The 13,716-nt window shown below is 47.2% G+C and carries 11 protein-coding genes; 9 read left to right on the top strand and 2 right to left on the bottom strand.

Annotated features, from left to right (window positions below):
* Nucleotides 1-209: 209 nt before the first annotated feature.
* Nucleotides 210-1,991, top strand: coding sequence for a methyl-accepting chemotaxis protein (locus RTV33_RS07995; protein ID WP_312643252.1), 1,782 nt, complete (start codon nucleotides 210-212; stop codon nucleotides 1,989-1,991).
* A gap of 144 nt (nucleotides 1,992-2,135) precedes the next feature.
* Here RTV33_RS07995 and hcp read toward each other — a convergent pair whose 3' ends face one another.
* The gene (hcp, locus tag RTV33_RS07990) at nucleotides 2,136-3,695 is read right to left on the bottom strand and encodes a hydroxylamine reductase (RefSeq protein ID WP_312643250.1); all 1,560 of its coding nucleotides are present in this window, start codon (nucleotides 3,693-3,695) and stop codon (nucleotides 2,136-2,138) included.
* 322 nt (nucleotides 3,696-4,017) lie between these two features.
* Entirely contained in the window at nucleotides 4,018-4,368 is a 351-nt protein-coding gene (locus tag RTV33_RS07985) for a YmaF family protein (RefSeq protein WP_312643248.1), read from the bottom strand.
* Between the two features lie 326 nt (nucleotides 4,369-4,694).
* On the opposite strand from RTV33_RS07985, the gene RTV33_RS07980 reads away from it, so the two are divergent.
* From RTV33_RS07980 to RTV33_RS07945, 8 genes are all read left to right on the top strand, one after another.
* Complete coding sequence (locus RTV33_RS07980) at nucleotides 4,695-5,372, top strand: FadR/GntR family transcriptional regulator (protein WP_312643245.1); 678 nt, start codon at nucleotides 4,695-4,697, stop codon at nucleotides 5,370-5,372.
* Between the two features lie 19 nt (nucleotides 5,373-5,391).
* Nucleotides 5,392-6,756, top strand: a complete 1,365-nt coding sequence (locus RTV33_RS07975) for an acyclic terpene utilization AtuA family protein (protein ID WP_312643243.1) — start codon at nucleotides 5,392-5,394, stop codon at nucleotides 6,754-6,756.
* Nucleotides 6,757-6,767: 11 nt separating this feature from the next.
* Nucleotides 6,768-7,079 (top strand): DUF4387 domain-containing protein, encoded by a 312-nt coding sequence (locus tag RTV33_RS07970; protein ID WP_312643242.1) that lies wholly within the window; start codon nucleotides 6,768-6,770, stop codon nucleotides 7,077-7,079.
* Nucleotides 7,080-7,091: 12 nt separating this feature from the next.
* Nucleotides 7,092-8,033, top strand: coding sequence for an ABC transporter permease subunit (locus RTV33_RS07965; protein WP_312643240.1), 942 nt, complete (start codon nucleotides 7,092-7,094; stop codon nucleotides 8,031-8,033).
* Between the two features lie 2 nt (nucleotides 8,034-8,035).
* Nucleotides 8,036-8,923 (top strand): carbohydrate ABC transporter permease, encoded by an 888-nt coding sequence (locus tag RTV33_RS07960; protein ID WP_312643238.1) that lies wholly within the window; start codon nucleotides 8,036-8,038, stop codon nucleotides 8,921-8,923.
* Nucleotides 8,924-8,958: 35 nt separating this feature from the next.
* Nucleotides 8,959-10,458 (top strand): extracellular solute-binding protein, encoded by a 1,500-nt coding sequence (locus RTV33_RS07955; RefSeq protein ID WP_312643236.1) that lies wholly within the window; start codon nucleotides 8,959-8,961, stop codon nucleotides 10,456-10,458.
* A gap of 64 nt (nucleotides 10,459-10,522) precedes the next feature.
* Nucleotides 10,523-12,619: an ADP-ribosylglycohydrolase family protein gene (locus RTV33_RS07950; RefSeq protein ID WP_312643234.1), complete on the top strand. Its 2,097-nt coding sequence runs from the start codon at nucleotides 10,523-10,525 to the stop codon at nucleotides 12,617-12,619.
* Nucleotides 12,620-12,643: 24 nt separating this feature from the next.
* Nucleotides 12,644-13,627 (top strand): ADP-ribosylglycohydrolase family protein, encoded by a 984-nt coding sequence (locus RTV33_RS07945; RefSeq protein ID WP_312643232.1) that lies wholly within the window; start codon nucleotides 12,644-12,646, stop codon nucleotides 13,625-13,627.
* Nucleotides 13,628-13,716: the final 89 nt, after the last annotated feature.

Here is a 13,716-nt window from a genome sequence, read left to right as displayed (position 1 = left end):
AAAAGAAAAGGTATAATTTTGACTAAAAAGCTCGAAATAGCATCTATGGTGACGGGGCAAAGACCGGGCAGGAAGGATATGTCAACTAGGCCGCTTTTATGCACAGCAGCCTAAGGAAAAAGAAGGTGCTTAGACATCGGTAAAACTGAAAACGAAGCATAGGGGTTGCGGTATTAACAGGAAACAAATTGTAGGAGGGTGCTTGTTTTATGCTGAAGAACTTAAAAATTGGTACGAAGTTGATTGTGGCATTTGTTACTATGGCAATTATATCAAGCATGGCGGTATTTGTGGGGCTTGTGCAGATAATTAGAATAGACGGCGAATACAGCGATGCTTTGGTAACCCATGGCCTTTCTCAAGGTGATATCGGTGCGTTTAATGCTTATTTAAACAAAAGCGGCGGCCTTGTCCGCGATGTTGTCATTTTAAAAGATAACAATAAGCTGGATAAAACAATAAAAGAAATTGACGAAGTCAAGAAAAAAATGGCTGAATCTCTGGCCAAACTGAAGGAATCTTCACAAACGCCGGAGGAGATTGCCCTGATTGCGAAGATTGATGAAAGCCTGCCGATGTATGAAAAATATTACAGCAAGGTAATACAGCTGGGCCTTTTTAACAGCAACGATGAGGCAATGCGGGTTTTTCAAGACGAAACGCTGCCTTATTTAAACCAATGTGCAGATGCGGCGCAAGCACTGAGCGAATTAAAGGGTACTATAGGCAGCAATGTTTCAGCCCAGATGTCTAATTTGTCACGGTCTGCTATCGTTATCATTTTAGTGGTAAATGGCTTAGCTTTTATTTTGTCAATCGTGTTCGCGGTGTTTATTTCTCGCTCTATCTCAAAGCCTGTTAAAACCTGCGCGGACAGGCTCGTTCTATTATCACAGGGCGATTTCCATACGGCAGTGGCGCAGTCTAAGGCAAAGGACGAAACGGGCGTTATGCTCAATTCGCTGGCATCATTCGTCACCAGCCTTAACAATGCCATTGAAGATGTTTCTTACCACTTGAATGAGATTGCAAATGGCAATTTTGCTACTTTGGTTACAAAAGAGTACCAAGGTGATTTGATTCCGCTCGAAACTTCAATCAAAAAGATTCTAAGCTCGCTCAACGACGCGATGGGCCAAATAAACGAGTCATCCGATCAAGTAGCAAGCGGTTCAGATCAGGTGTCCAGTGGGGCACAGGCATTATCACAGGGGGCAACCGAACAAGCAAGCTCCATTGAGGAACTGTCTGCAACAATCAACGAAATTTCTTCGCAGATCAAGCAAAATGCTGAAAATGCTACGAGTGCCAACCGAATCTCCACCGAATCCAGACGAGAGGTGGAACAAGGCAACGAGCAAATGCAGCAGATGATCAAGGCGATGGAGGAGATTACCGAGACATCCACCCAAATTGGTAAAATTATTAAAACCATAGATGATATTGCCTTCCAAACCAATATTCTTGCTCTTAACGCAGCGGTAGAAGCAGCCAGAGCAGGTGCGGCGGGTAAAGGCTTTGCCGTAGTGGCCGACGAGGTTCGAAATCTTGCAGGGAAGAGTGCAGAGGCAGCGAAAAACACCACCGTGCTCATTGAAAGCTCAATCATTGCGGTGGAAAAGGGAAGAAAAATTGCCGATCAGACTGCGCAGTCGTTGCAAAGCATTGTCGTAAGCACAAAACAAACCACCGGATTGATTCGAGAGATTGCGCAGGCATCCAACGACCAGGCGGATGCGGCAAATCAGGTAACACAAGGCTTAGAGCAGATATCCAGCGTTGTTCAAACAAACTCCGCTACGGCAGAAGAAAGTGCAGCGGCAAGCGAAGAACTCAGCGGACAGGCTCAAATGTTAAAGCAGCTTGTGGGTAGGTTTAAGCTGAAGAACAGTGCGGGCAAAGAAGCAATGACTTATGACGCTGAGGTGGATAACGATACAGCGGATGCGGATATTGATTTAAACCAAAAGCCGGTGCTCAGCAAATATTAAAACAAAGCAAAGAGCCAACAGCCAAATTCAGTTCATAATCGATATTGCTTTTTCGGCAGCTACATAGCGAGTATCTGCCGGCCAAGTGTTGCAGAAGGACGGTAAAGAAAATAAACCGCCGGCATTTTGCCGGCGGTTCGTCATTTATCCAAGTATTTTTGCTAAATCTTCTTCTGGAGTGCTGATAGGTGTGATGTTGTAGTTTTCAACCAAAACCTTTAAAACATTTGGAGAAACAAATGCAGGCAGTGTTGGCCCTAAATAGATATTTTTGATTCCAAGATACAAAAGAGTAAGCAATATGGCAACCGCTTTTTGCTCGTACCAAGAAAGAACCAGTGAAAGCGGCAAGTCATTCACTCCACATTCAAAGGCATCTGCCAGGGCAAGAGCAACTTTAATGGCACTATAAGCATCGTTACATTGCCCCATATCCATAATTCTAGGTAAACCTTCAATTTCTCCTAATTTCAAATCGTTTAAGCGGTATTTACCACAAGCAATAGTAAGAATAATAGTATCCATTGGTGTTTTCTTTGCAAACTCGGTATAGTAGCTTCTACCAGGGGCTGCACCGTCGCAGCCACCAATCAAAAAGAAATGTTTTATCTTTTCTTTTTTAACAAGGTCTATTACTTTGCCGGCAACCGATAGCACCGTTCCATGTGCAAACCCCGTGGTTACTGTGGTACCACCGTTGATGCCTGTCATAGGGTGATTTTCATCGTATCCTCCGCACTCCAATGCTTTTTCAATAACGGGGGAAAAATCTTTGTCCTCTCCGATATGCACAAGCTCCGGATAGGATACGACAGAGGTGGTAAAAACCCTATCTGCATAGCTTTGGCGTATTGGCATTAAACAGTTTGTGGTAAACAAAATTGGTGCCGGAATATTATGAAATTCCGACTGTTGGCTTTGCCATGCTGTTCCAAAGTTGCCTTTCAGATGTGGATACTCTTTTAGTTTTGGATATCCATGAGCGGGCAACATCTCACTATGTGTGTAAATGTTGATGCCCTTATCTTTTGTTTGTTCAAGCAAAAGTTTTAAATCGTGAAGATCATGGCCACTTACAACAATAAAGGGGCCTTTCTCAATCGTGAGGGGAACCTCTGTTGGTACAGGTGTACCATAGCTTTCGGTATTTGCTTTGTCAAGAAGCTCCATGCACTTATAGTTTGCTTCGCCTGTTTTTAAAACAAGCGAAAGCAGCTTGTCCATTCCGTAATCTTCACCGATTGCATACATTCCTTCATAAAAGAAATTAGTTACTTCAGAATCTGTAAACCCAAGCACAAATGCATGATAAGCATAGGCAGCTATGCCACGTAAACCAAACAGTATTAAAGATTTTAAAGAACGAATATCCTCATCGTCATCCCATATCTTCTTCACATCGTAATTTTTTGTTCCTTTTGCAATACTGTCTTTTTCTTGATTAATTTGCGCGGTAAGCTTATTTATCGTTTCATTATAAAAATTTACATTGGTGACAGTGGTAAACAGCCCTTTCATCATCAGCTCATCTGCTGCTTTTGTTGTCTTTTCTGATTTTACCGCCCTTGCAAGACCAATTAGCGCTGCAGTTAAATCATCTTGATAATTTGCAGTATCAGCCTTTTTTCCACAAACACCGGCCTTTCCTTCACATCCTGTGTTATGTGCAGTTTGCTGGCATTGGAAACAAAACATGTCCCCCATTTTTCATACCTCCGTTATGCATCAATAATTTGTATTGTATTACCTTTTAGCTCATGAGTAAAAACCTTATTAGAATGAATATAGTTTCGTGTAACATGGTTTAATTTGTATATTTTTCTCAAAATTTATTCTTATCTATTATCTATCTTTTTTCAATATTTATACTTTAGAGTATTTCTTTCAGCTGCATAACGGCATATTCATTCAGTCTATTTGTTGTAAAAAAGGTGGGGAGCAAGCAACAGAACATATAAGTAAACAGCAAATCCGATAAAGAAAAGACGACCTTCCAACACGGGAGGTCGTCTTTTTGCAGTGTATATTAGTCCCCAATTGGGTCTTGAATAAACGTCGACAGCCTAAAATCGTGCTGGTGCTTGTCGTTCTCGGTTGTTTCAGATTGCAAGAAGTGAACATGCCTGTCGCCCACCGGAATAACGCCGGAGGTTCTGCCAAAAAATTCATGAAAGTGATCTTCATAAAAATCGGTACGGAATTTCACCTCATGGAAATGGTCGCCGTTTCCGAAAAGGATTTCCTGACCTGAAACCGTTGCAAAGCGGTGGTTGTGTGGGTCTTTATTGCGTTGTGCAATTTCAACGCTTCCTTGCACTTCGTGTACATGGGTCTGTTTGGGGCACAAAGGACAGCAGCTGTTATCCGGATAAATCATTATAATCTCTCCTTCATTTTGTACAATAATTATAGGTCAATAAAAAAACGAATCATTTTAAATATAACTTAAGATTCATATTGCCTCGGTACAGTTTACGCTTAAAAGCATATATGCGTGATACATTTAAAGCACTTAAGTGCAAGTGCAGAATTCTGCATTTTGCACAAATTTATTGCAACATTTGGGATGTATGTACAAAATTAATTATATACAGTACAAACTATTGCAAATATTGACGACGAATGATAGTATATAGTTAAATTGTTAAACAAATAGATGAATGGACAAAAGAATTTGCCCCAGTGGCGGAACGGATGGTAAGCGTGGAGATTAAACCTGTACGTAACGACAGACTTTCAGATAAAGTGGTCAATCAAATTGTAAATATGATGCGCGAAGGCAGCCTAAAGCCGGGCGATAAGCTGCCAAACGAGACATTGTTCGCAGAGCAGTTCGGTGTAAGCAGGGGAATTTTGCGCGAGGCCTTAACGCAGCTGCAGGCACAGGGCTATATCCGCAGAAAGCCCAAGGATGGCACTTACATACAAGACAACATACAGGGTAAGCTGATGAATGAATCGGTGAACGAGGTTCTGAAAAAAGCGACCTACAGCGATCTGCTCGATTTTAGAGAAACGCTGGAGAGCAAAATGGTGGAGCGTGTGATTGAACGCGCAAGCGACGAAGAAATTGAAGAGCTGTTTGAGGGGCTGGAAGTTGCGGGCAATGACGAGGCTCAGCATACGATAGATCATTATTTCCATTACAAGCTGGCACAGGCATCCAGAAACATTTTCTTCATGAATTTTATAGATACCTACTATGATCTTATCAATGAAATTGCTGTGAAAGGTCATCGCGATCAGGTAAGGCGCAACCAAATTGCCGAGGAGCATGCCGCAATTGCAAAAGCAGTGGCAAACCGCGACAAGGAGGCGGCGAAGCAGGCAGTGTGCTATCATATGCGCATGGTGGATATGAGAGTTGAGAATATGGAATAAATGTTAGGAAGTGCTAGAGATGAAAAAATGTTTCAAAATTCTGTCACCCTGTGGCATTTTGGGCTACGGATTTCCGACAGAATCATTTGAAAATGGCTTGAAAGACCAGCCGAATGCAATTGTAGTGGACGCGGGCTCTACAGACGCAGGGCCGCATAAGCTTGGTGCCAATACAGCAATTGTGAGCCGGCAGGCTTGTAAAAAAGATTTGGAGCGCCTGATTACAGCGGGTGCTCAGTATAATATACCGGTGATTATTGGTTCGGCAGGCGGCAGTGGTGGTAAGTCGCATGTACAGTGGACGCTTGAAATTATTGACGAGGTGTTCGCAGAGAAGAACCTTACCAACATAAAACAGGCAATCATCTGGGCGGATATCCCAAAGTCGGTTATCCGTGAAGGCATGCAGCAGGGTAAGGTGACCCCGCTGGGAGATGCCGTGCCGGAGCTTACCGAGGAAGCGCTGGAGCAAACCACCGGAGTGGTGGCACAGATGGGCATTGAGCCGATCCTCGAAGCACTGGAGAGTGGGGCGCAGCTCATCATTTGCGGCAGGGCATATGACCCTTCACCGTTTGCAGCGGCGGGGGTATCTGCCGGTTTTGACGAAGCGCTTGCCTACCACATGGGCAAGGTGCTGGAGTGCGGTGCGCTTTGCTGCGAACCAGGCACAACCAAGGACTGTATGATGGGTGTGCTGTATGAGGACTGCTTTGAGGTTTACCCCACCAATCCTGAGCGCAAATGCACCACGGTAAGCGTGGCGGCACACACGTTCTATGAAAAAGATCACCCTTACATATTGCACGGCCCCGGCATCATACTGGATTTGGAAAACTGTGAGTTTACCGATTGCGGCGGCGGGCGTGTGCGCGTAAGCGGCAGCCGCATAAAAAATACGCCGGTGTACCAAATCAAGCTGGAGGGCGCACGGCGGGTCGCGTACAGAACCTTTGTAGTTGCGGGCATCCGTGACCCTCTGCTGGTAGAAAAGGTAGAGGAGGTTGAGGAGCTGGTGAAAAACAGCGTAATGAACCAGTTCTCCGAGATTCCACGCGACCGCTATGAGATTCACTTTTACAACTACGGAAAAAACGGTGTCATGGGTGCGTTGGAACCCAACAACACAGCAGGGCACGAAATTGGGGTACTGTTTGAGGTGATTGCTCAAACCCAAAGCGAGGCATCGGCGCTGTGCAGTGCCGTGCGTTCTACCTTTATGCACTACGGCTACGAGGGCAGAAAATCCACAGCTGGTAATCTGGCATTTCCGTTTGCGCCGAGCGATGTTGAGTTTGGTGCAGTGTACGAATTTTCGGTGTATCATTTGATGGAAACAGTAAATGGCAAAGCGCTGTTCCCCATTGAATACAGTGTAAGATAGGGGGGGAGCAGATGGATAAGCTGGTTGATTTGGCAAAGGTGCTCAGAAGCAAAAACAGCGGGCCGTTTGAAATTACACTGGATGTGCTGTTTGACAAGCCCGAAAACTACCACAGAGTAGCAGACAGTGGAATTATCAATATGGATAATATCTGCAAGCTTTATCAGCTGAAGCCCAAGGATATTTGCGGCATTGTATTTTTTGAAAAAGGGCTTGGTATTAAAATAACTTACAACAGGGCGGTTTCTTCCGGTACCTGTTGTGACCGTGATGTATACGGCGCGCAGCAGCACGCCCCACTCATGGATATTCTGATTCCGTAAAGGGGGAGTATTATGACATTCACAAAATCAAATAAGCCTCCGAAGGTGAAGCTGAACCCACAAAAACTATGGCGGCAGGTTCGTGCGGACAAAATATTGTACCTGATGCTGGCACCCACAATTGTATATTTTATCATCTTCCGCCTGTGGCCCATCCTTGGTATGAGACTTGCATTTTACAACTACAAGGCACGGGGGCCGTGGACCTTTGCAGGGCTAAAGTACTTTAAAATGATTTTCAAAACCTCCGCGTTTGGCGAAATTCTTTCCAATACACTTATCATCAGCTTTATGAAGTATGTGATTCTGTTCCCGTTTTTTGTTTTGTTTGCTATCTTGCTCAACGAGCTGCGGGTTGGCGTATTTCGTAAATATGTACAGGTCATTTCCTATCTGCCGCACTTTCTGTCGTGGGTGGTAATTGCGGGCATTTGGATTTCGGCATTGTCGCCGTCCTCCGGTGCAGTGAATCAGATTCTGGGCATCTTTCATATTCCTGCGGTTGATTTTATGACAGATAAAACAAAAATTCGTTGGATTTTAATGTTATCTGAGGCATGGCGAAGTATTGGTTGGGATTCTATCTTCTACTTTACGGCAATCATCAACATTTCGCCCAGCCTTTACGAAGCGGCTGAGATCGACGGCGCCAACCGTATTAACATCATTAAATCGATTATATTACCGGCTTTGATTACCCCAATGATTACCATGTTTATTTTAAATCTTGGCTTTTTCCTCAACGCCGGTTTTGATCAGGTGCTCAACTTCTCAAACGACGCGGTACTCAGCGCGGTGGATATTCTGGATACCTACATTTACCGCATTGGTATTCAAAATGCGCAATACTCGCTGGCAACGGCCGTAAGCCTGATCAAAGGTGTTGTGGGTGTGTTCCTCGTACTGGGCACGCACCTGCTTTCCAAAAAAGTAACAGGAAAGGGTGTGTGGTAAAGGTGAAGCGGAATAAAAAATTTACGTTTTCTCAAATTGTTCTGATGATTATTCTGGGTGCTGTCACACTTACCATGATCGTACCGCTACTGAATATATTGGCGCGTTCGCTTTCCAGCCCCGAGGCATCTGTCACAATGAGCGGGCTTGAGATCATCCCAAAGGATATTGATCTCATCAACTACCGCATTGTGTTCAGTCACCCTGTGCTTATGCCTGCGCTGTGGAACTCAATCGTCATCACCGTGGTGGGCACTGCAATCAACATACTTCTTACCACCACAGCAGCCTACGTACTCACAAGACCCAATCTTGCATTTAAAAAGCCGATTATGATTTTTCTCATCTTTATGATGCTGTTTGAGCCGGGTTTGGTTCCCGAATATCTCGTCATTCAAAAGCTTGGGCTGATGGGCAGCAAATGGTCGGTTATTCTGCTCACCGCAGTGAATGTTTACTATTTGATTATTATGATGCGTTACTTTGAGGAGGTACCCTCGTCTATCTACGAGGCGGCGACGATTGACGGAGCGGGCCATTTGCGGATGCTGTTCTCCATCGTGTTCCCGCTGACCAAGGCGGGCATTGCAACCATCACCATGTTCTACGCGGTGGTGCGCTGGAACGAATACTTCAAGGCGAGCATCTATCTTACCAAGGCAAAGGATACGGTGTTGCAGGTAATTTTACGCCAGTTTGTGGTTTTGGGCGATACGGTCTCGATTGTTGGGCAGCAAAACCTGTACAACTACAATGATTTGGCGCGAATTGACTACAATGCGCTCAAGGGTGCCACCATTATCGTGGCAATTATTCCGATTTTGTTGCTCTATCCGATCGTTCTAAAGTATTATGCCAAGGACGTAATGGGTGGAGGAGTAAAAGAATAAAAAAAGCAACCACAAAATATAAGGAGGATTTTTAGATGAAGCGTTCGATCAGTCTTATTCTGGCAGTACTCATGGTTCTGGCACTATTTGCAGGCTGCGGCTCTAAGCAGCAAAACCCCGCACCGTCAACACCGTCGGCGTCCGGCGAGGCACCGGAAGCTGAGCCTGCCAAAATCGGCACACCCGATGCCCCTGTAACCGTTACCTATCTTTGCAAAGACGTTGTTCCAACCGAAGAAAATGTAATAGAGCTTGTAAAACAGATTGAGGCCGGCATGGCTGCCGAAGGCAACTATGTAAAGCTTGAGGTTCTCGAAGCGCCTGCGGGCAAATATGCCGATGTAGTCCCCATTGCGTTTCGTACCGGCCAGATTTCGCCCGATATCATCTATTTCCAGGGCGGCGACCTGCCTATCGCACAGGAGGGCATGCTCGAAGACCTAACCTCGTATATCGACGGCTCCACCAATGTAAAATCGATTATGCAAAAGCATAATATCGAGGCTGTAAAAAACTATCCTTACCTGCTTTGGCTGGCACCTGCCAGAGTGCAGATTCCTGTCATGAGAAGTGACTGGTTCAGCTCGCTCGAAAGCGGCAAGGCACTGCTTGAAAACCCCACCCCCGATAATTACTACGCAATGTTCAAAGAGATGAAGGATAAGGGCATCTGTGAGTGGCCAATCACCACCGATGGCACCATCTTAAAGCTCGACAGCGTATTTAACCATGCATTCGGTGTAACCGCCACCATCGTAAAAGAGGGCGACAAGTGGGTTTACTCCAAAGCAACCAAGGCAGAAAAAGATAAGCTTGCTTACTATGCAAAGCTGTATGCAGACGGTCTGCTCGACAAAGAGTATGTCACCAAGCAGTGGGATACCATGGAGCAGGCATTCTATGAAGGCCAGGCAGGCTTTGTTTCGGGCACAGCCGGCGACGTAGTCAACGTATACAACAACAAGATGGTTCAAACCAAGGGCGCAGCTGCGCAGCTTACCGTTTTGCCTGCAGCCAAAGGTGTTTCGCAGGCTTACCAGTCCATCGACGTTACCAAAGAATCGCGCGGCTTTGCAATCAATGCCGATTCTCAGGCAAAGGATGCTGCATGGGCAGTACTGGAGTATATGGCGGGTACTGAGGGCAGAAAGCTTGATAAGCTCGGTCTTAAGGATGTTCATTACACCGACGAGGGTGGAAAGTTCAAGCTTACCGAAAAATTCCCCGAGTGGTGGGCACGCTTCTGGCCAACAATAGAAGGTCTCGATACCTCTACGGTAAACGGCGAAGTGCTTACCGAACCCGCGGTTGCATCTCTTGAGGCGGCAACCAAATACTACGCGGGCGATACCAACGTCATCCTCCCCGACGACCTTCTGCCGCTGAAAGACGCTATGGATAAGCTGTACACCGAGTATTCCACCGATATTATCCGCGGTGTGAAAAGTATCGACAGCTTTGATGAGTTTGTCACCAAGTGGAACGCTGCAGGCGGCGAGGAAATCAGTGAATATTTAGCAGAACAGCTGGGTTAACCACCTAAAAACGGTACCTCTCTCTGGTGACAGGGGGAGGTACTCCTAAACTATGAGGTGCAAAATGATTCCAAAAAATTATCTTGAAAAAACCTACGCGGGTTTTATTGGCATGAATGTCGGCATCCGTTTGGGTGCACCGGTAGAACCAACCGCCTGGACGAGTGAGCGGATTGAGCGGTTTTACGGTGATATTACCGGCTATGTAAAAGATTTTAAAAATTTTGCAGCCGACGATGACGCAAACGGGCCGGTATTCTTCTTGCGTGCATTATACGACGACGCCAAGGACAGAGAGCTTACCCCGCAGGATGTTGCAAACGCATGGCTCAACTACTCCAGAGAAGGGGTAGGCATGTTCTGGTGGGGCGGGTACGGTGTGAGCACCGAGCACACCGCTTACCTCAACCTAAAGGCGGGCATGCCGGCACCTCAGTCGGGCTCGGCGGCAACCAACGGGCTGATTATGGCAGAGCAGATCGGCGGGCAGATTTTTGTCGATACCTGGGGGCTGGTATTCCCCGGCAACAGTAAAAAAGCAGCAGAGTATGCCTCTATGGCGGCAAGTGTTTCGCATGGCGGCAACGGCATCTACGGCGGTGCATTTATTGCCGCTTGTATTGCGGAGGCGTACAACACCGCCGATGTGGATGAACTGCTGGATGCGGGCCTCGCACAGATTCCATCCGACTGTACCTATGCAAAAGTGGTAAAGGCGGTACGCGAATTCCACCGCCACACCCCCGACGACTGGCGCGCCTGCCTTGCTTATCTGCAGCAAAACTGGGGCTACGACAAATACACAGGCGTATGCCATATGATCCCCAATGCCGGCGTGTGCGTACTGGCTATGCTTTACGGCAAAAACTTTGCCCGCACCGTAGAGATTGCCACCATGTGCGGATGGGATACCGACTGCAACGCAGGCAATGTGGGTACCATTTTGGGTGTTGCCTGCGGGCTTGAGGGAATCCCCGACCATTACCGTAAGCCGATCAACGACGGCATCGTTCTTTCGGGCATATCGGGTTACCTCAACATTCTGGATATCCCCACCTACTCGAAAGAGCTGGTGCTGCTGGGCTACCGCCTTGCAGGCGAGCAGGCACCCGCAGAGCTTGCAAGCAGCATAAAAGAAGGTGAAATCCACTTCGATTTCGAGTTGCCCGGCTCCACCCACAACCTGCGCCTTTCCAATCAAATCGGGTGTTCGCTGCGCCACTCCACCTTACGTGCGTACAGCGGCACAGGCTCCGCCGAAATTTTGTTCGACCGTATGGCGCGTGGGCAGAAATGCAAAATCTACTACAAGCCGTTTTATCGCCGTGACGATTTTGATGACGAACGGTATATGCCGGTGTTTTCACCCACAGCTTACCCGGGGCAGACCGTTTCGATGATGGTGTATGCCGACCGCTTTAGCGGTGAGAGCATCATACTGAACCCCTATGTGCGCAATTCCACCACAAAGCAGGATGTTCTGTTGGGCGGTATGGTAATTAAAGAAGAAGGCTGGCAGAACATTACCTTTAACATACCGCAGCTTGACGGAGCGATGGCAGATGAAGTAGGGCTGCTGTTTGAAGCAAATTCCCCCGCAAAAAACAGAGACTTCGGCTGCCTGTACCTGGATGACTTTTCGATTACAGGCAAGGCAAGCTACACCATCGATATCTCCAAGCAGAAAAAAGAGTTTGCCTCCATTACCCCATTTTCACACAACCATGGCGCGTGGGAGATTGAAAACGGCTTGATGCAGGCGATGTGCCTGGAGCATGCCGAGGCGATGACCGGCAGCTACTTTATGCGTGACGTGCGCGTTACCGGTAAAATCATGCCCCATACGGGGGTGAGCCATCTGGTGTCTGCCAGAGTACAAGGCGCGCTTCGCGGCTATTATGCCGGGTTTACGAAAGACGGCGCGGCAATACTCTGCAACAACAGCGGCATGCAGTCGCTCGCTACCTGCCCGTTTGAGTGGCAATACAACAGGGAGTATACTGTGGAGCTGCTTGCAAAAGGCGACTCGCTGACATTATGGGTAGACGGAAGACAACTTCTGCATGCAGACGATTCTACACACGCTTATGGTATGGCGGGTTATGCGATGTATGCCCTTGGCAGAAGCAGCTTTGGAAACCTTACAATTGAAGAACTTTAATCTTGTACGAAAAGGGGAACAGTAATGATAACAACAGCACAGCTCAAGGCGGACAAAAACCTCGCAAGGAACAAAGCAGTCGGCTGCATCTGCGGGCTTGCCATCGGTGATTCCTTTGGCGATGCTTCCAGAATGCAGGATAACCGCGTCAATTATGGCATCACTACCGATTTTAACAGCGGTGCTACATGGAGCACGGATGACACCGAGTTTGCACTGCTTACCGCCAAAACATTGATTGGCTGCAAGGGCAAGCTGACTACAGACGAGGTAGTAAAAGCGTGGTTTGAGGATGTTGTGGTACAGGACGAATTTAAGCGCGGTGGGGCAAGTGAAATTTCTGCCGCAAACAACCTGCGCAGAGGGCTACGTCCGCCTGAATCGGGCAAGTACAGCACCTTTCACCTAAGTGACGGTACAGCTATGCGCATTCCGCCTGTCGGCGTTATCTGCGCGGGTGACCCCGAGCGTGCGGCGGCAATGGCAGAAATTGATGCGTCCATCAGCCATTATGCAGACGGTATCTGGGGTGCACAAGCGGTTGCGGCGGCTGTCTCGATTGCTATGGTGGACGGAACGATGGATGAAATCATCGAAGCTGCGATGAAACCTATCCCCACCGATTCATGGCTGTATTACAATATGAACCTCGCGTTTGAAATTATTGAAAAAGCAAATGGTTCTCTTATCGATGCATGGATGCCGCTGCATGATGAGCTGCGTGCCAGCACATGGGCCACCACTGCGGAGGCAATTCCGTCTGCGTTTGCTGCGCTCAAATTAGCGCACAAAGACTTTAAAACAGGTGTTATCGTGGCGGGCAACTTCGCGCGCGATGCGGATACCATCGGTGCGGTTGCCGGTGCCATTCTGGGTGCGAAATACGGTGTAGGTGCCATTCCCTCGCACTGGGTGGAAAAAACACGCTACCCGTCAGGCACCTGTCTTTCCTTTACCAAAGGCATCGATCTCATTCACATCGGCGAACAGCTGGCAGACCTTATCTAGGAAATATCATCTCTTGTACAAAGCAAAACAAAACACACCTGTGGCGGCTGGCCATGGGTGTGTTTTTTGTCCTTTCAAACAGGCAGAAA

The sequence above is a fragment of the Hydrogenoanaerobacterium sp. genome, assembly GCF_032017025.1.
In the GTDB taxonomy this organism is placed as follows: Bacteria; Bacillota; Clostridia; order Oscillospirales; family Ruminococcaceae; genus Hydrogenoanaerobacterium.
The sequence above is the reverse complement of the archived record's forward strand: the minus strand, read 5'-3'. Positions and strand labels throughout refer to the sequence as shown.